This is a genomic window from Ensifer sp. EB106-05-01-XG146 (assembly GCF_058791875.1).
On sequence record NZ_JBYTDX010000001.1, the window covers coordinates 3832853 to 3850134 of the forward strand.

Below are 17282 nucleotides of genomic sequence, written 5' to 3' on the forward strand. Positions count from 1 at the left end.
AGAAGGAAATCACCGATGGGCGCAAACGATATGAAGCTCGTGGTGGTGGGTGCGGCCGGCCGTATGGGCCAGACGCTGATCAGGACGGTTCATGCGATGGATGGCGTTCGCCTGCATGCGGCCATCGAGCGCCCGGGTTCCCCCTTCATTGGCCGCGATGCCGGCGAACTGGCTGGCCTCGGCCCGATCGGCGTGCCGGTGACCGACCAGCCGCTCGAAGCCTTCGTCGAAGCAGAAGGCGTCCTTGATTTCACGGCGCCGGCTGGCACCGTCGAGTTTGCCGGGCTCGCCGCCCAGGCCCGCATCGTCCATGTGATCGGCACCACCGGCTGCTCGTCCGACGACGAGGCGAAGATCCGCGCTGCCGCCCGCCACGCCCGTATCGTCAAGTCGGGCAATATGAGCCTCGGCGTCAACCTGCTCGGTGTGTTGACGGAGAAGGCGGCGCGGGCGCTGGGTTCGGCCGACTGGGACATCGAAATCCTCGAAATGCACCACAAGCACAAGGTAGATGCGCCCTCGGGCACGGCCCTGCTTCTCGGCGCTGCGGCGGCGAAGGGGCGCGATATCGCCCTTGCCGACCACTCCGTACGCGTGCGTGACGGTCATACGGGTCCGCGTCCGGCTGGCACGATCGGTTTTGCGACGCTGCGCGGCGGCTCGGTCATCGGCGAACACTCGGTCATTCTTGCCGGCGAAGGCGAGCAGGTGACGCTCTCGCACAGCGCCACGGACCGTTCGATCTTCGCGCGCGGCGCCGTCACCGCTGCACTCTGGGCCCGCGGCCAGAAACCCGGCTTCTATTCGATGCTCGACGTTCTCGGGCTCAACTGACCTTTCCACTCTCAAGTCTCAAGGGGAATTCGACATGAGCGGTACTCTCGTCCTCGTCCGGCATGGCCAGAGCGACTGGAACCTGAAGAACCTGTTCACCGGCTGGCGTGATCCGGACCTGACGGAACTCGGCGTCGAGGAAGCCAAGGCCGGCGGCAAGGCGCTTGCCGACTACGGCATCAAGTTCGACATCGCGTTCACTTCGGACCTCGTTCGCGCCCAGCGCACCTGCCAGTTCGTGCTCGACGCCGTCGGCCAGTCCTCGCTCGAAACGATCCGCGACCAGGCGCTGAACGAACGCGACTACGGCGACCTGTCGGGCCTTAACAAGGATGACGCCCGCGAGAAGTGGGGCGAAGAGCAGGTGCATATCTGGCGCCGCTCCTACGACATTCCGCCTCCGGGCGGCGAGAGCCTGCGCGACACCGGCGCACGCGTCTGGCCCTATTACCTGACCGAGATCCTGCCGCGCGTGCTGTCGGGCCAGAAGGTCCTGGTCGCTGCACACGGCAACTCGCTGCGCTCGCTGGTCATGGTGCTCGATCGCCTGAGCAAGGAACAGATCCTGAAGCTCAACCTCGCGACCGGCGTGCCGATGGTCTACAAGCTCAACGCCAATTCGACCGTCGCTTCCAAGGAAGTGCTCGGCGACATGTCCGGCGCCCACTGAGCGCTGACAGACGGAGAATGAAAAAGGGGCGCTGGGCGCCCCTTTTTGCGTCTGTGATGATGCTGGGAAGCCTGTAATCAGATCGTGCCGTCGGCCGCCTTGCCGGCTTCCCAGCCGAGGATGGCGCGTTTGCGCGTCAGGCCCCAGTGATAGCCGGTGAGATCGCCGCTCTTGCCAAGGGCGCGGTGGCACGGAACCACGAACGAGATCGGGTTGCGCCCGACCGCAGCACCCACGGCGCGCGATGCCGTCGGCTGGCCGATGTTGCCGGCGATGTTCGAATAGGTGGTGGCGCAGCCGAGCGGGATCTTGAGCAGCGCCTGCCAGACCCGGATCTGGAAGTCGGAGCCGATGAGGAAGATGCGCAGCGGCTCGTCCTGCCGCCAGCGCGAAGGATCGAAGATGCGCGCGGCGTATTGGGACGTCGCCGCGCTGTCCTCGATGTAGCGGGCGTTCGGCCAGCGTTGCGCCATGTCCTCGAAGCTTGCCTGCTCGCCGCCGGCATCGTTGAAGGCAAGGCCGGCGAGGCCGCGCTCGGTGATCATCACCAGCGCCGTGCCGAAGGGTGAGGGGTGATAGCCGAAGCGGATTGTCAGCCCTTCGCCGCGCGCCTTCCATTCGCCCGGCGACATCGCCTCGTGGGTGACGAACAGGTCGTGCAGCCGGCTCGGTCCTGACAGGCCCACTTCGATGCTGGTTTCCAGCAGCGGCATGTCTTCCTGGCGCAGCAGGCGCTTGGCGTGGTCGAGCGTGACGGCCTGCAGGAAGGCCTTCGGCGAAAGCCCGGCCCAGCGGGTGAAGACCTTCTGGAGCTGCGTCGGCGACTGCTTCAGGCGCTGTGCCACGGATTCGAGCGACGGCTGGTCGCGATAGTCCTCGGTGAGCATTTCGATCACGCGGCTGACCGTATCATAGTCGGTGCCTTTCGGCGTGATATCGGTGGGTACGGATGTCGCAATGTTCATGGCTCTTCTCCTGTCTTGTCACAGGTAACCATTTGCTGGCCCCGTCAACCACCCGAAACTTGAAAACATGCGATCGGCGGGGTGCCGCCACAAGCGCCAGGCGTCAGCGGCGGCGAACGGTCGCAAGCGCGCCCGAGAGCGCCAGCGCAAAAGTCTCGCGGTCGTCGCGGTTGAGGAACGAGCCGATATCGGTTCGGCGGCCACCGCCGCTGATCGTCATCGAGACGATGCCGATCTCCTGATGCCGGGCGACATTCAAGCGCGCCCAGAACGGATTGAAACGATGTTCGCTGATCTGGCCCGAGGGCGTGAACTTGCGCACCGAAACGTCCGTCCTGCTAACGCGGACCTCTTCGCGGCTGAGCCCCGAGCGATTGTTCAGCCAGAAGGCGCCGAACAGCAGCAGGTAGTCGAGCCCGAAAAAGAACACCACCGGCCAGGCGCCGATGATGAGGAAGACGAGGCCGTGAACGAGGCTCAGGAGCCCGGCGATCAGGAAGAACATTTTGAAGCCGCGGCGCCCGAGCGAGCGATAGGGCGTGAGCTCGGCGGTGAAGACCGGAGCGTCCTCAGATGGGGTGGTGGCGTTGCCATGGATCATGACCTTTGACTATAGATGCATCATGAAAAACGTGAAGCCAAAATTGCCCGTGGGTGTTGCAAAACCGAAGGCGAGCCGCCGCGCCACGCCGCGGGTGAAGAGCCTCTATAGCCAGGACGAGCTCAAGGAGATCTTCCGTCGCTTCTCGATCCAGCGGCCGGAGCCGAAGGGCGAGCTCGAGCACGTCAATCCCTTCACGCTGGTCGTCGCCGTGGCGCTCTCGGCGCAGGCGACCGATGCCGGCGTCAACAAGGCGACGCGTGCGCTCTTTGCCATCGCCGATACGCCGGAAAAGATGCTGGCGCTCGGCGAAGAAAAAGTCCGGGACTACATCAAGACCATCGGCCTCTATCGCAACAAGGCGAAGAACGTCATCGCGCTGAGCGAAAAGCTGATCCGCGACTTCGACGGCGAGGTGCCGCGCACACGCGAAGAGCTGGTGACTCTGCCGGGCGTCGGGCGCAAGACCGCCAATGTCGTGCTCTCCATGGCCTTCGGCCAGTCGACGATCGCCGTCGACACCCACATCCTGCGCATCGCCAACAGGATCTGTCTGGCGCCGGGCAAGACCCCGGACGAGGTGGAAGACAAGCTGATAAAGATCATCCCCGACGAGTATCTTTACCACGCCCATCACTGGCTGATCTTGCACGGGCGCTACTGCTGCAAGGCGCGCAAGCCTGAGTGCGAGCGCTGCGTCATCGCCGATATCTGCAAGTCGCCGGAAAAGACCTGCGACATCCCGGCGTCGCTCGTCGAATTGCCGCCGCAGATGATCTCCGCCGCAAGCTGACGCCTGCCGTAAACGCTGAGCCTTACGTCGACACCATCCGGTCGATCAGCGTGCCGATCGTTTCCACATAGACCTCGCTCGACGCGCCATCGGCAATGTCGAGCGCCGCGCGATCGAAGGCAGCTGAAAGCAGCGAAGCCATGGCCGACAGCCTTTCGGCAGAAACGGTGGCCGGAGCCATTGCCTCGGCAATCCCTTCCTCGAGCGTTCTCTGCGCATTGGCCGCGTCGATCGCCATCATCTCCAGCTTGCCGAGGACGGCAGGCCCATCGAGCAAGAGCAGGCGGATACGCCCCGGCTCGCGCATGGCGTCGAAATAGGCGCGGGCGCCGACCTTCAGTGCCTGGCGGGCCGAAAGGTCGCCTGACGTCGCCTGCTCGATCGACGTCGCCACAGCAATTGCTTCCCGTTCCGCCACCGCGCGAAACAACGCCTTCTTGTCTTCGAAGTGGTGATAGAGCGCGCCGCGGGTCAGGCCGGCGGCCGCGACGATGTCCGGCGTCGACGTGTCGGCGTAGCCCCTGGTGACGAAGAGGCCGCGGGCGGCATCGAGGATCGCGGCGCGCGTCGTGTCGGAGCGCTCGCGATTGGAGCGTCGGGAGATTTCCTGTTGCATACATGCAGCCTGTATGTTAATTGAAGAAACATACAGATTGTATGATATTGCCGGAGCGAGGAAAAGCCATGAAATCGACGAGCTATTACCCGGTCATCATGACGGCCGACGTTGCCGCCACCGCCGCATTCTATGTCGATCACTTCCGTTTCCAGGCGCTCTTCACCAGCGACTGGTATGTGCATCTTCAATCGGTCGAGGACGAGCATGTGACGTTGGCCGTGCTCGATTACCGCCACGAGACGATCCCCGAGGAGGCGCGTGCGCCGACGCGCGGTCTGCTTTTGAACTTCGAGGTCGAGAATCCGGATGCGATCTATGCGCAGGCGCTTGCTGCCGACCTGCCGATCCTCAAAACCTTGCGCGACGAGGATTTCGGCCAGCGCCATTTCATCACTGCCGACCCGAATGGCGTGCTGATCGATATCATCAAGCCCATTCCGCCGAGCGCCGAATTCGCCGCCGCCTATGAGGAAAGCGCGCTTCCTACGGCGTGAAGCCGCCTGCACGCGTCTTTTGTCTTCCAAATGGCCGGAAAACCGGTATTAACGAACACCGGCCATCACGGAGACCGGACGAGGTTCATGACAAAATACGACGTGCTGACGATCGGCAACGCCATCGTTGATATCATCGCGCGCTGCGACGATGCTTTTCTCAATGAAAACGGCATCATAAAGGGCGCCATGAACCTCATCGATGCCGAGCGAGCCGAGTTGCTGTACTCGCGCATGGGCCCGGCGGTCGAAGCCTCCGGCGGCAGCGCCGGCAATACGGCTGCGGGCGTTGCCAGCCTCGGCGGCCGCGCTGCCTATTTCGGCAAGACCGCAAGCGACCAGCTCGGCGAGATCTTCGCCCACGACATCCGTGCCCAGGGCGTCTATTTCCAAACGAAGCCGCTCGAAACCGTGCCGCCGACGGCGCGCTCGATGATCTTCGTCACCGAGGACGGCGAACGGTCGATGAATACCTATCTCGGCGCCTGCGTCGAGCTTGGCCCCGAGGACGTCGAAGCCGACGTCGTCGCTGAGGCCAAGGTCACCTATTTCGAAGGTTATCTCTGGGATCCGCCGCGCGCCAAGGATGCTATCCGCGAAACCGCACGGATCGCCCACGCGAATGGCCGCGAGACCGCGATCACGCTGTCGGACAGCTTCTGCGTTCACCGCTATCGCGACGAGTTCCTGGAACTCATGCGCTCCGGCACGGTCGACATCGTCTTTGCCAACAAGCAGGAGGCGCTGGCGCTCTACGAGACCGAGGATTTCGATCTGGCGCTGGAGAAGCTCTCGAAGGATTGCAAGCTTGCGGCGGTAACGCTCAGCGAAGAGGGTTCGGTTGTCGTGCGCGGCGACGAACGCGTTCGGGTCAGCGCAACGCCGATCGCCCAGGTTGTCGATACGACCGGCGCCGGCGACCTCTATGCCGCCGGCTTCCTTCACGGCTACACGACCGGGCGCTCGCTCGAAGACTGCAGCAAGCTCGGCAATCTCGCGGCCGGCATCGTCATCGGCCAGATCGGGCCGCGGCCGATGGTCTCGCTGGAAACGGCCGCCAAACAGGCTGGTCTCGCCTGATCCGACCGAATTGATTTTTGGTTAAAGACGGGCGCGGCCTTACTTGAAGGCCTCGCCCGGATAGGCGCCCCAGATTTCGCCTTGGGCGATCCAGCCTTCGACGCCTTGCGCTTCGGCATGGCACCAGTCGCCATTGCACTCGCCGACTTTCACGATGACACCGGGCTCCATGCGGGCGACGATCGGGGAATTGCCCTGCGCGTCGCGGCGCATGTTGACGAAGACGCCTTCGCCCTTGCCGCGCATCCAGGGGGCTGCAACGGCTGTGCGGTCGCCGGAAAGCAGCGCCTGGTTCACCCAGCCTTCGGTGCCGTCGGCGTCGCGGATGCGGCGCCAGTTGTCGTATTCCTGAATGATCTCGACCGGCACGCCCGGCTTCATGTAGCGGAAGGCGACCGCGTAATCGACGCTCGGGCCGATCCGCAGATTGACGCTCTTGGACTTCAGGCTGACGAAGCGCGGCAGCGGCAGCCCGCTGGCGCCCTTGGCGGCCTGAGCGTAAGCCGCTGACGTCATGATCGCGGCGCCAAGGCAGGCGGCGATCAACGAGAGCGAGAATCTGGAAATGACGTGACGCATGACGAAGCCCATTTTCCGTGGCACTAGCTTTTGCAGGCGCAGTTCACTTGAGGCCCATGGGTCGGGCGGAAATCGCGGGGACGACGACGCGAGTTTTGTTTGTCTTCCCGGTGGGGTCTGGTAGAAATTGCGGCTACAGGGAGAAAGTATCGCCCAACTTGGTTAAGGACCCGTCAACAAGGCCCGTCGCAGCAATGACAAGCAAGAAGAAGCCCACGGTCTACATCACCCGCAAACTGCCTGACATTGTCGAGACGCGCATGCGCGAGCTCTTCGATGCGGAGCTGAACATCGACGACACGCCGCGCAGCCAGCCGGAACTCGTTGCCGCGGTGAAACGCGCCGACGTGCTGGTGCCGACGGTGACCGATCGCATCGATGCGGCGCTGATCGAGCAGGCCGGCCCGCAGCTGAAGCTGATCGCAAGCTTTTCCAACGGCGTCGACAACATCGATGTCGATGCTGCGGCCCGCAAAGGTATCACCGTGACCAACACGCCGAACGTGTTGACCGAAGACACCGCGGACATGGCGATGGCGCTGATCCTCGCCGTGCCGCGCCGGCTTGCCGAAGGTGCGCAGATCCTGACCGATCGCAAAGGCGAATGGGCTGGCTGGTCGCCGACCTGGATGCTCGGCCGGCGCATTGCCGGCAAGCGCATCGGCATCGTCGGCATGGGCCGGATCGGCACCGCTGTCGCCCGCCGCGCCAAGGCCTTCGGCCTTTCGATCCACTACCACAACCGCCACCGGGTGAAGGCGGAAACCGAAGAGATGCTGGAGGCGACCTATTGGGACAGCCTCGACCAGATGCTTGCCCGCGTCGATATCGTCTCGGTCAACTGCCCGTCGACGCCGGCGACCTACCACCTGCTCTCGGCACGGAGATTGGCGCTGATGCGACCGGACAGCTACATCGTCAACACCGCCCGCGGCGGCATCATCGACGAGACGGCGCTGATCAAGTCGCTGCGCGAAGGCAAGATCGCTGGCGCCGGCCTCGACGTCTTCGAGAACGAACCGGCCGTCAATCCGAAGCTGATCAAGCTTGCCGGTGAGGGCAAGGTCGTGCTTCTGCCGCATATGAGCTCGGCGACGCTTGAGGGCCGCATCGACATGGGCGAGAAGGTGGTGATCAACATCCGCACCTTCTTCGATGGCCACCGACCACCGGACCGCGTGCTTCCGGGCCGCGACTGAACGCGAAAGCGCCGTGCGGCCGTCCATCCGGTTCGCTCAAGCCCGGAAGCTAAAGTGTCTTGCGCATCTCGATCGCCGTCGGCCGGGTAAAACCGGGATGGCACATCGAGCCGCTCTGGACGAAGCCCCAGGCGGCAAAGGCGCGGTGATTGTCGATGAGTTCGATGCGGGTGAGGAGCCTCAGCGCCGGCAGCTTCAGCGCACGCGCCGTCGCCTCCGCTTCGGCGAGCAGCAGCCGACCGATACCCTTTCCTTGCGTCTCAGGCGCGACGGCAAGCTTGCCGATATAGAGGCAATCGTCCTCCGGTTTGCAGAAGATGCAGCCGACGAGCCTTTCGCCGTCGCGGACGCCGAAGGCGATCTCGTCAACGATCTTCTGCCGGAGCAACTCGATGTTCAACGCATGCGCCGACGACGGCGGGTCGATCCGCCCGTCCATGTAGGAGAAGGCGCCAAGGATCAGCGCCAGCAGTTCCTCGTAGCGGTCGAATGCTTCGTCGATGCGAAAGATCTGCACCATGGTCGGCCTATGCTCTGCGGCGATAGCGGATGGTGTTGAACTGTGCCGTCAGCGCGTCATACATCAGCAGCCGTCCGACCAGCGGTTCGCCGAAGCCGGCGATCACCTTGATTGCCTCCATCGCCTGCAAGGTGCCGATGACGCCAGTCAGCGCGCCGACGATGCCGGCCTCCGCGCAGGAGGGCACGACACCGGCCGGCGGCGGCTCGGGAAAGAGATCGCGATAGGAGGGGTTCGGCCGTCCATCGGCGCCGGCGCTGTAGGGCATCAGCACCGTCAGCGATCCGTCGAAGCGGCCGACGGCGCCGGTCACCAGCGGAATGCCGACCGCTGCCGCCGTATCGGCGGCGAGATAGCGCGTATCGAAATTGTCCGAGCCGTCGATCACCAGGTCATATTGCCGGAAAAGCGCCTCGGCATTGTCGGGGTTGAGCCTGAGCCTGTGTTCGTCGACGCCGACATGCGGGTTGAGGGCGGTGATCGCCTCGGCGGCCCGCTCGACCTTGGCGCGGTCGATGTCTTCAGTGCGGTGGATGATCTGCCGCTGCAGGTTGGAAAGCGCGACCGCATCGTCGTCGACGATGCCGATCCGGCCGATGCCGGCGGCGGCAAGATAGACGAGCACTGGAGCGCCGAGCCCGCCGGCCCCGATCACCAGCACACGGGCCGCCTTCAGCCTTTGTTGCCCGGCACCCCCGATCTCCGGCAGCACGATATGGCGGGCGTAGCGGGTGATCTCCGATTGGTCGAGCTTGTCCTCACCGGTCATGGCAAAATCCTCCTCGGTGACCTCTGCTTATCCCGTAACACTGCCGTGCGAAACCGTCAGAAAGCGGCCGCGTTCGCCCAGCGCCTTGAACATCGCTTGGTCCGTCCCGGTCATGAAGGCCTGGCCGCCAAGGCCGTCGACGAGATCGAACAGAGCGGCGCGCCGGTTGACGTCGAGATGGGCGGCGATCTCGTCGAGCAGCAGGATCGGCGCGTGGCCGGTCATGTCGCCGACGAGGCGCGCATGCGCCAGCACCAGGCCGACGAGCAGCGCCTTCTGCTCCCCGGTCGAGCAGCGTGCTGCCTCCATGTCCTTCTCGCGGTGACGCACGAGCAGGTCGCTCCGGTGCGGCCCGTCGAGCGTGCGTCCCGCCGCGGCGTCGCGCGGACGCCCATCACGCAGCATCGTCAGATATTCTTCTTCCAGATCATAGGCCGGACGATGGCCCTCGTCGTCGAGAAAGCCCGACAACGCCAGGCGTGCCGACGGAAAGACGTTTTCGTCGACAGTGCGCTCGACGAGCGCCGTCAACAGACCGAGCATTTCCTGCCGTGCCAGCGCCATCGAGACGCCGAGACCTGCCATTTCGCGCTCGATCGCCGTCAGCCAGGCCGGGTCCGGGCGAAATTCGCCGAGCAGCCGGTTGCGGCTGCGCATCGCCCGGTCGAATTCGCTGGCGCGCCGGCCATGCTCCGGATCGAGCGAAAGCACCAGCCGGTCGAGAAACCGTCTCCGGTCGGCCGAAGGCCCGGTAAAGAGCCCGTCCATCGATGGCGTCAACCAGAGAACGCGCAGGTGATCGGTCAGTTCGTCGACGGTCGCTGCCGGTGTTCCATTCAGCCGCAGCCGCCGGGATTGCCCTTCCGTGACGCCGGCAGTCCCGGTGCCGATCTCGACGGTTCCCTCCATGCCCTCGACTTCCGCAAAGACCGAGAACCCGTCGCCGGCACCGACCCGGGTCACGTCCGCATAGGCTGCGCGCCTGAGGCCGCGGCCGGGCGAAAGGAAAGAGACGGCTTCCATGAGGTTGGTCTTGCCGGCGCCGTTCTCCCCCGTCAGCACCACATGGCGCTGATCGAGCTCAAGCGAGAGGGCCGCATAGTTGCGGAACTCCGTAAGCTTCAGGCGGTTGAGAAAGACCTTGTTTGGCATCGGCAGTCCGGATTCGACGTTGGGCGCAGCTAGGACGAAAGCGCCTGCCAAGGCAAGGCGAAATGGGACGCGTCGCCATATCGTGCAAGATAGGCCGATATCGACAGGGGAAAGGCGACAAACCCCTTTGATTCGGTGCTTTTCATAAAGGACCTAGTGAAATATGACAGCCGCATGACAATCCACAGATGGATATACGTGTGATGCTGGCCTGGTTCCGCAAACTTCTTCCCCGCGAGGATCGCTTCTTCGACCTCTTCGCAAAACATTCGCGCACCGTCGTCGGTGCTGCCGATGCGCTCGACAAGGTTCTCGCTGGCGGCGACGATCTGGAAAAACACTGCGACCGGATCGTCGCGCTCGAGGATGAGGCGGACCACATCACCGCCGAGGTGCTGCTGGCCGTGCGCCGGTCCTTTATCACGCCCTTCGACCGCGGCGACATCAAGGATCTGATCCAGTCGATGGATGATGCCATCGACATGATGCACAAGACCGTCAAGACGATCCGCCTTTACGAGCAGAAGAGCTTCGATCCCGGCATGCGCGAAATGGGCACCACGGTCGTCAAGGCCGCGCACCTGATCGCCGAGGCCATTCCGCTGCTCGATAGGATCGGCGCCAATCACGACCGCCTGATCGCGATCGCCGAAGAGGTCACCCGCATCGAGGGCCGTTCCGACGAACTGCACGAACAGGGCCTCAAGGACCTGTTCCGCCGCCACGGCGCCAGCAACCCGATGGCCTACATCATCGGCAGCGAGATCTATGGCGAGCTCGAAAAGGTCGTCGACCGCTTCGAGGACGTCGCCAATGAAATCAGCGGCATCGTGATCGAGAACGTCTGATGGATGCGACGCTCGCCTTTCCGTTGCTCGTCGGGCTGATCGGCATCGCGCTGTTCTTCGACTTCCTGAACGGTCTGCACGACGCAGCCAACTCGATCGCGACGATCGTCTCGACACGGGTGCTCCGGCCGCAATATGCCGTCATGTGGGCGGCCTTCTTCAACTTCATCGCCTTCCTGTTCTTCGGCCTGCACGTGGCCGAGACGCTGGGCAAGGGCATCATCGATCCCGGCATCGTCACGCCGCTGGTGATCTTCTCGGCGCTGATCGGCGCGATCGTCTGGAACATCGTCACCTGGCTCTTCGGCATCCCGTCGAGTTCGTCGCACGCGCTGATCGGCGGCCTCGTCGGCGCCGGTCTTGCGAGCACCGGTTTCAGTTCGATCGTCTGGACCGGCCTTTTGAAGACCGTGGGCGCCATCTTCATGTCGCCGGCGATCGGCTTTTTCCTGGCGCTCATGCTGGTGCTGATCGTTTCGTGGATCTTCGTGCGCCAGACGCCCTTTGCCGTCGACCGCACCTTCCGCGTCATGCAGTTCGTCTCGGCCTCGCTCTATTCGCTCGGCCATGGCGGCAACGACGCGCAGAAGACCATGGGCATCATCGCGGTGCTGCTCTACTCGCAAGGCTATCTCGGCTCGGAGTTCTATGTGCCGTTCTGGGTGGTGATCACCTGCCAGGCGGCGATCGCGCTCGGCACGCTGTTCGGCGGTTGGCGCATCGTCCACACCATGGGCTCGAAGATTACCAGGCTCAATCCGATGCAGGGCTTCTGCGCCGAGACCGGCGGAGCGATCACGCTCTTTGCCGCCACCTGGCTCGGCATCCCGGTCTCGACGACGCACACCATCACCGGAGCGATCATCGGCGTTGGTGCTGCGCGTCGCGTTTCGGCCGTGCGCTGGGGGCTTGCCGGCAATATCGTCATTGCCTGGTTCATCACCATGCCCGCCGCAGCGGCGATTTCGGCGCTCGCCTACTTCACCATCGATCTGCTGTTCTGATCGATCTGGAAATCGTCTCCCGCCCTCATAAGCAGGCGGGAGGCGCCCGTCATTTCGAGACCCGAGGCGCAGGGCTGCTCTGCCCACCCTGGTGCAAGGTCAGGCTTTCGGCACGGTCGCCTTTGAGCGTGAAGCTGATCTGGGCATCGATGAGCTTCGTAAAGAAGCGGTGCTCGGCCTCCGGAAGGATTTCGAGCCGGTCCTGCCCGGTCGCCTGGGCAAACAGACTATCGCCATCCCGAAAGATCGTGAGTTCGAAGTCGGGCGCCAGCCTGTAGGTGCCGACATAGGCATCATAGCGCGCCGGGTCGATCACTATGGCCGTGCGCTTGACGATCGGCGGCGCAAGCGGCGCGTTGCGATTGAGCAGATGGCGGCCGATGTCGTCGACGCCGACGTCGGTCGACGCATTCGACAGGGCGACCACGCCGACACCCGTCGACGGACGGTAGCCGACGAAGGATCTATAGCCGCCGGTTCCCCCATTGTGCCAGATGAACTGCTCGTCGCCCTTGCCCGAGACGACCCAGCCGAGCGCCTGCTGGTCGCCATCGCCGTTGCCGAGCGGTTGTCGGGTCGACAGCAGCGTGCTGAAGGCGGGAGCGAGCGGCGATGCCGTCTTTCCCATGGCCGCCTCAAGGAAAAGCAGGAGATCGTCCACGGTCGAGCGCAGGGCGCCTGCACCCTGCAGCGCGTCGAGATCCCAATCGCTCACCGGCTCCATGGCCGCATCGTGGCCCGTTGCCCGGCGTTCGGCCCAGTCGGGCTGCTGCGTGATCGCCGTGTCCTTCATGCCGAGGGGAACGGCGATACGGCTGACGACGAGGTCTTCATAGGAGACCCCGGCCTTCAAGGCGATCGCGTGGCCGAGAAGCCCGGCGCCGAGATTGGAGTATTCATGCCCGACGCCGGGGCGGCGCTGCGGCTTGTGACTGGAGAGGAAAGCATAGAGCTTCGCCGCGTCGTAGCCGGCATAGGGATTGCTCATGTCGGCCGGCACCAGATTGCTGGGCAATCGCGGCAGGCCGGACATGTGCGTTGCGAGGTCGCCGAGCGTGATCGGCGTCTGCTTGTCCTCGGGCATGATCACGCTCTCGGGAAGAAGCGTGGCGACGGGTGTGCCAAGGCTGAGTGCGCCTTTCTCCATCGCGTCGGCCAGCAGCAGCGCGGTAAAGACCTTGGTGACCGAGCCGATCTCGAACACGGTCTGCCCGTCGACGGGGCGCGGGTCGCCTTTGGCCGGATGGCCGTGGGCGATGATGCGCCGGCCATTGGCATCGATGATACCGACGACGATGCCGATCGACTGCTGTTGCTTGTCGATCCGGTCGGCCAGGATCTCCCGAATTTCTGCGTCGGTGGGAGCGGGAAGCGGACTTGCGTGAGCGTTGGTGCCAAGCGCCATGAGGACGATCCAGTTCAGAAAGCGGTTCCGCATGAAGGATAGGAATCCAATTTTCGGTTGTCAGGGGATGCGCTGATGATGCCAGCCGGTTTCGGTCAAGCCTTGGTCAAGACTTGATCGGCGATCGGCGCGATACCGTCACCCGCAACGATTGTGCCGGGATTGCGGAGCCGTCACGGATCCCAATAGGGCGGATCGCCGAAGGCTTCCTTCAGGTGCTGGGCGATGGCTCTGAGCTTGGTGGAGGCGCGCCGGCCCTCCGGATGCGCCATGTAGATGAACTCCGGCTCCGGGCTGAGCCCAACGTCGATCTCGTTCAGTTGCCCCTCGCGCACGGCCGGACCGGCGATGAAGGCGGGCAACAGCGCGATGCCGAGCCCGGCGACGGCGGCATCGTGCAGCATGTCGCCATTGTTCATGCCAAGCGCCAGGCGCGCCCGTACGACTGTCGCACCGCCAGGACCTTCGAAACGCCAGTCGGCAGCACCCCGGTTGGTGTAGAAGATGCCGCGATGGCCCTCGAGTTCGGCGAGCGACGCGGGCGTGCCGTGCCGGTCGAGATAGTCGGGCGCGGCGACCAGCAGGCGCCGGCTTCTCGCAAGTTTCCACACGACCAGCCGTGAGTCGGCGATCGCGCCATGGCGCACGATCGCGTCGTAGCCCTCGGAGGCGGCATCGACCCGTCGGTCGTCGACGTCAAGCGTCAGCTCGATCTCCGGGTGTTGGGCCAAGAACGGATAGAGCGCCGGACCGAGATGCCTTCGGCCGAAGCTGACGGGGGCCGCGATCCGAAGCGGTCCCGTCAGCAGCCCGCGGCGTTCGGCAAGATCGCTGGCGGCCGCCTGCACTTCGCTGACAATCCGGATGGCGCGCTCGCGAAACGCGATGCCATCCTCGGTGAGCGTCAGCTTGCGTGTGGTGCGGTGGAGAAGCGTGGCGTTGAGCCCGCGCTCCAGTTCTGCCACTCTTTCGCTGACGACGGATTTCGACAGCCGTAGGCGACGTGCCGCCTCGCTGATCGAGCCGGCTTCGGCCACGGCGACAAAGGCAGCTATTCCTTCGATCTTCATCATCGTTCGGCTTTTCCGAATTCGAGTTCCACAATTGGGAGACTAATCCGAACGACAGTTTTCCGCCATATCTGTGGGCATCGAAGGACGGCCAATCGAACCGGCCTCCTTCTCAACCCAGCAAGAGGATTTCATCATGTCACGTTTGGAGAACAAGACGGCACTCATCACCGGCGGCACCAGCGGCATCGGTCTCGAAACCGCCCGCCAGTTCATTGCCGAAGGCGCACGCGTTGCCGTCACCGGCACCAATCCGAAGAACATCGCCGAAGCCCGATCCGTCCTTGGCGAGGCTGCGCTCATCATCGAGGCCGATGCCGGCAATGTCGCCGGCCAGGCGGCCGTTGCCGAAAAGATCCGTGCCGCCTTCGGCACGCTCGACATCCTGTTCATCAATGCCGGCATCGCCAAGCTGCAGCCGATCGAAGAGTGGGACGAGGCGAGCTTCGACCGGTCGATCGCCATCAACGTCAAGGGCCCGTACTTCCTGATCCAGGCACTGCTGCCCGTGTTCTCCAAGCGCGCCTCGGTCGTGCTCAACACCTCGATCAACGCCCATATCGGCATGCCGACCTCCAGCGTCTATGCGTTGACCAAGGCGGGCCTGCTGTCGCTGGCCCGCACGCTCTCCGGCGAACTCGTCGGCCGCGGCATCCGGGTCAATGCCGTCAGCCCCGGCCCAATCCGCACGCCGCTCCATGACGGCCACGCCCCGACGCCCGAACAAAACAAGCAAGTGGTTGATGCGATCGCCGCGCAGATCCCGCTTGGCCGTTTCGGCGATGCGAGCGAGATCGCCAAGGCCGTGGTCTTCCTCGCTTCGGACGAAGCCACTTTTACCGTCGGTGCCGAACTGATCGTCGATGGCGGCATGGCGACGCTCTAGGACGGACACCGATAAAGAGCTCGAAACCTGATCATCCAAGCGCCGCGGGTCCGACCGACCCGCGGCGCTGTCGTGTTCCCGCCTTTGCCCATCGCCTGCCGTTGGCATCGGCGGCGGAGAAGAGTATATTTTTCTATTCTAATAAAAGGCATCTGTTTGCGGGGAACCGCGAGACGAACACCGATCAGATCTCAGGAGGAGACGATGACGAGTGTCAGATGGATGATGAAGGGGCGTGAGTTCATTCATTGCAATTGCGCCTATGGCTGCCCCTGCCAGTTCAACGCTCTGCCGACCCAAGGCCATTGCAGCGCTGTCGGCGCCTTCGAGATCGAGGAAGGCTATCACGGCGACACGCGGCTCGATGGGCTTCGCGGCGGCCTGATCGCCGCCTGGCCGGGCGCGATCCATGAGGGCAGGGGGCAGGTGGTGCCGATCGTCGACAGCCGCGCATCGGACGAACAGCGCGGCGCGCTGCTGCGCATTATGAGTGGCGAGGATACCGAACCCGGCGCGACCTTCTTCCAGGTCTTCGCATCCACCTTCGAAACCATGCACGATCCGGTCTTTGCCGAGATCGATTTCGAGGTTGATGTTGGCGCCCGAACGGCGCGGCTGAACGTGCCGGGCTGGATCGCCGCACGCGGCGAGCCGATCCTCAATCCCGTGACCGGCGCCGCCCATCAGGCGCGCATCAATCTCCCCCATGGCTTCGAATACGACATTTGCGAAGTCGGGCGCGGATGGGCCGATACGAAAGGGCCGCTGACTTTGGCGCTTGCGGATTCGCATGCCCATTTCGCCCGGATGCATTTGACCGAAAGCGGCGTGATCCACTGACGCCGATGGGAGACACGGCGCTCGAAACCCTGCTTAGACGTGACCGCGTCATCGTCGTGGCGGCGCTGGTCACCCTGACGGCGATCAGCTGGCTCTACATCCTGTGGCTGGCGTCGGCCATGGACATGGCTGTTCCCCCGGCTCCTTCAGCCAGCATGGATATGGGCTCCGGCATGGACATGGATATGCCCATGGACATGCCGGCGGACAAGCCAATGACCATGGGGGCACAGCAGGGCGCCATGGCATCAATGGCGGGCGCGGTTGCCGCTCCCTGGTCCGCCACGACCTTCGCCTATGCCCTCGTCATGTGGGCCGTAATGATGGTCGGCATGATGGTGCCGTCGGCGACGCCGATGATCCTGCTCTATGCCCGTGTCGGCCGCAAGGCCGCCCAACAGGGCAAGCCCTTTGCCGCCACCGGTTTCTTTGCCGCCGGCTATCTGTCGGCCTGGATCCTGTTCGCGCTCGTCGCTGTTCTCGGGCAATGGCTGCTCGATCGCGCCCTGTTGCTCACGCCGGCGCTTGCAAGCGCCAGTGCGGTCCTCAGCGGCATCGTGCTGATTGCTGTCGGCCTGTTCCAGTTCACGCCGCTCAAGGATCGCTGTCTCAGTCAATGCCAGGCGCCGCTGCTTTTCATCCAGTCCCACGGCGGCTTTCGTCGGGAAGCGGGCGGCGCCTTCGGCCTCGGTGTGCGGCACGGGCTCTATTGCGTCGGCTGCTGCTGGGCGCTGATGGCGCTGCTGTTCGTCGGCGGGGTGATGAACGTGCTGTTGATCGCCGCGATCGCCATCTTCGTTCTGGCGGAGAAGGTCGTGCCCGGCGGCGGGATCCTGTCCCGCATCGCCGGGGTAGCGCTCGTTTTGGCCGGGCTGTGGCAGCTCATGGCCCTGCTCTGAAATAGAAGCGCCGCGCAACCGTTTCCGGCGCGCGGCGCTGTAGAAGTCGTCGGGC

20 protein-coding genes are annotated in these 17282 nt (G+C 64.2%); 11 read left to right on the forward strand and 9 right to left on the reverse strand.

What is annotated here, in order from left to right; all coding sequences use genetic code 11:
* Positions 1 to 15: 15 nt before the first annotated feature.
* Both dapB and AC3WVQ_RS18815 read left to right on the forward strand, forming a co-directional pair.
* A complete protein-coding gene (gene dapB / locus AC3WVQ_RS18810; RefSeq protein WP_090296130.1) occupies positions 16 to 834 on the forward strand; it encodes a 4-hydroxy-tetrahydrodipicolinate reductase in 819 nt (272 codons plus the stop codon).
* 34 nt (positions 835 to 868) lie between these two features.
* Positions 869 to 1504 (forward strand): 2,3-bisphosphoglycerate-dependent phosphoglycerate mutase, encoded by a 636-nt coding sequence (locus AC3WVQ_RS18815; protein WP_034804979.1) that lies wholly within the window; start codon positions 869 to 871, stop codon positions 1502 to 1504.
* 77 nt (positions 1505 to 1581) lie between these two features.
* Here AC3WVQ_RS18815 and AC3WVQ_RS18820 read toward each other — a convergent pair whose 3' ends face one another.
* A complete protein-coding gene (locus AC3WVQ_RS18820; protein WP_034804968.1) occupies positions 1582 to 2469 on the reverse strand; it encodes a methylated-DNA--[protein]-cysteine S-methyltransferase in 888 nt (295 codons plus the stop codon).
* 103 nt (positions 2470 to 2572) lie between these two features.
* Positions 2573 to 3070: a DUF2244 domain-containing protein gene (locus AC3WVQ_RS18825; RefSeq protein WP_034804964.1), complete on the reverse strand. Its 498-nt coding sequence runs from the start codon at positions 3068 to 3070 to the stop codon at positions 2573 to 2575.
* A 22-nt stretch (positions 3071 to 3092) separates the two neighbouring features.
* On the opposite strand from AC3WVQ_RS18825, the gene nth reads away from it, so the two are divergent.
* A complete protein-coding gene (nth, locus tag AC3WVQ_RS18830; protein WP_090296396.1) occupies positions 3093 to 3863 on the forward strand; it encodes an endonuclease III in 771 nt (256 codons plus the stop codon).
* Between the two features lie 22 nt (positions 3864 to 3885).
* Here the strand turns inward: nth and AC3WVQ_RS18835 are convergent, their stop codons facing one another.
* Complete coding sequence (locus AC3WVQ_RS18835) at positions 3886 to 4479, reverse strand: TetR/AcrR family transcriptional regulator (RefSeq protein ID WP_090296132.1); 594 nt, start codon at positions 4477 to 4479, stop codon at positions 3886 to 3888.
* A gap of 68 nt (positions 4480 to 4547) precedes the next feature.
* Between AC3WVQ_RS18835 and AC3WVQ_RS18840 the strand changes: the two genes are divergently transcribed.
* A complete protein-coding gene (locus AC3WVQ_RS18840; protein WP_090296135.1) occupies positions 4548 to 4976 on the forward strand; it encodes a VOC family protein in 429 nt (142 codons plus the stop codon).
* Positions 4977 to 5063: 87 nt separating this feature from the next.
* Complete coding sequence (locus tag AC3WVQ_RS18845) at positions 5064 to 6056, forward strand: adenosine kinase (protein WP_060519440.1); 993 nt, start codon at positions 5064 to 5066, stop codon at positions 6054 to 6056.
* Positions 6057 to 6095: 39 nt separating this feature from the next.
* Here the strand turns inward: AC3WVQ_RS18845 and AC3WVQ_RS18850 are convergent, their stop codons facing one another.
* Positions 6096 to 6647: an SH3 domain-containing protein gene (locus tag AC3WVQ_RS18850; protein WP_034804952.1), complete on the reverse strand. Its 552-nt coding sequence runs from the start codon at positions 6645 to 6647 to the stop codon at positions 6096 to 6098.
* A gap of 182 nt (positions 6648 to 6829) precedes the next feature.
* On the opposite strand from AC3WVQ_RS18850, the gene AC3WVQ_RS18855 reads away from it, so the two are divergent.
* Positions 6830 to 7834 (forward strand): 2-hydroxyacid dehydrogenase, encoded by a 1005-nt coding sequence (locus AC3WVQ_RS18855; protein WP_034804939.1) that lies wholly within the window; start codon positions 6830 to 6832, stop codon positions 7832 to 7834.
* Between the two features lie 49 nt (positions 7835 to 7883).
* Here AC3WVQ_RS18855 and AC3WVQ_RS18860 read toward each other — a convergent pair whose 3' ends face one another.
* The 3 genes from AC3WVQ_RS18860 to recF are packed head-to-tail and all read right to left on the reverse strand — an operon-like array spanning position 7884 to position 10275.
* A complete protein-coding gene (locus AC3WVQ_RS18860; RefSeq protein WP_110818598.1) occupies positions 7884 to 8351 on the reverse strand; it encodes a GNAT family N-acetyltransferase in 468 nt (155 codons plus the stop codon).
* Positions 8352 to 8361: 10 nt separating this feature from the next.
* Positions 8362 to 9123: a molybdopterin-synthase adenylyltransferase MoeB gene (locus tag AC3WVQ_RS18865; protein WP_090296137.1), complete on the reverse strand. Its 762-nt coding sequence runs from the start codon at positions 9121 to 9123 to the stop codon at positions 8362 to 8364.
* Positions 9124 to 9150: 27 nt separating this feature from the next.
* The gene (gene recF, locus AC3WVQ_RS18870) at positions 9151 to 10275 is read right to left on the reverse strand and encodes a DNA replication/repair protein RecF (RefSeq protein WP_090296401.1); all 1125 of its coding nucleotides are present in this window, start codon (positions 10273 to 10275) and stop codon (positions 9151 to 9153) included.
* 203 nt (positions 10276 to 10478) lie between these two features.
* Here recF and AC3WVQ_RS18875 point away from each other — a divergent pair, with 203 nt between their 5' ends.
* A complete protein-coding gene (locus AC3WVQ_RS18875; RefSeq protein ID WP_043622835.1) occupies positions 10479 to 11123 on the forward strand; it encodes a DUF47 domain-containing protein in 645 nt (214 codons plus the stop codon).
* Positions 11123 to 12127, forward strand: coding sequence for an inorganic phosphate transporter (locus AC3WVQ_RS18880; RefSeq protein ID WP_034804933.1), 1005 nt, complete (start codon positions 11123 to 11125; stop codon positions 12125 to 12127). Before AC3WVQ_RS18875 ends, AC3WVQ_RS18880 begins: the two co-directional genes overlap by 1 nt.
* Before the next feature lie 49 nt (positions 12128 to 12176).
* On the opposite strand, the gene AC3WVQ_RS18885 is transcribed toward AC3WVQ_RS18880, so the two are convergent.
* A complete protein-coding gene (locus tag AC3WVQ_RS18885; RefSeq protein ID WP_210187444.1) occupies positions 12177 to 13565 on the reverse strand; it encodes a serine hydrolase in 1389 nt (462 codons plus the stop codon).
* Positions 13566 to 13705: 140 nt separating this feature from the next.
* The gene (locus AC3WVQ_RS18890; RefSeq protein WP_090296140.1) at positions 13706 to 14605 is read right to left on the reverse strand and encodes a LysR family transcriptional regulator; all 900 of its coding nucleotides are present in this window, start codon (positions 14603 to 14605) and stop codon (positions 13706 to 13708) included.
* A 133-nt stretch (positions 14606 to 14738) separates the two neighbouring features.
* On the opposite strand from AC3WVQ_RS18890, the gene AC3WVQ_RS18895 reads away from it, so the two are divergent.
* The 3 genes from AC3WVQ_RS18895 (at position 14739) to AC3WVQ_RS18905 (ending at position 17227) form a co-directional block, all read left to right on the forward strand.
* Positions 14739 to 15488 carry an SDR family oxidoreductase gene (locus AC3WVQ_RS18895; protein WP_089043338.1) on the forward strand — a complete coding sequence of 250 codons (750 nt, stop codon included), beginning with the start codon at positions 14739 to 14741 and terminating at the stop codon, positions 15486 to 15488.
* Positions 15489 to 15692: 204 nt separating this feature from the next.
* On the forward strand, positions 15693 to 16328 hold the full coding sequence (locus AC3WVQ_RS18900; RefSeq protein WP_492382893.1) for a DUF1326 domain-containing protein: 636 nt from the start codon (positions 15693 to 15695) through the stop codon (positions 16326 to 16328).
* Between the two features lie 5 nt (positions 16329 to 16333).
* Complete coding sequence (locus tag AC3WVQ_RS18905) at positions 16334 to 17227, forward strand: DUF2182 domain-containing protein (protein ID WP_090296142.1); 894 nt, start codon at positions 16334 to 16336, stop codon at positions 17225 to 17227.
* Positions 17228 to 17282 lie beyond the last annotated feature (55 nt).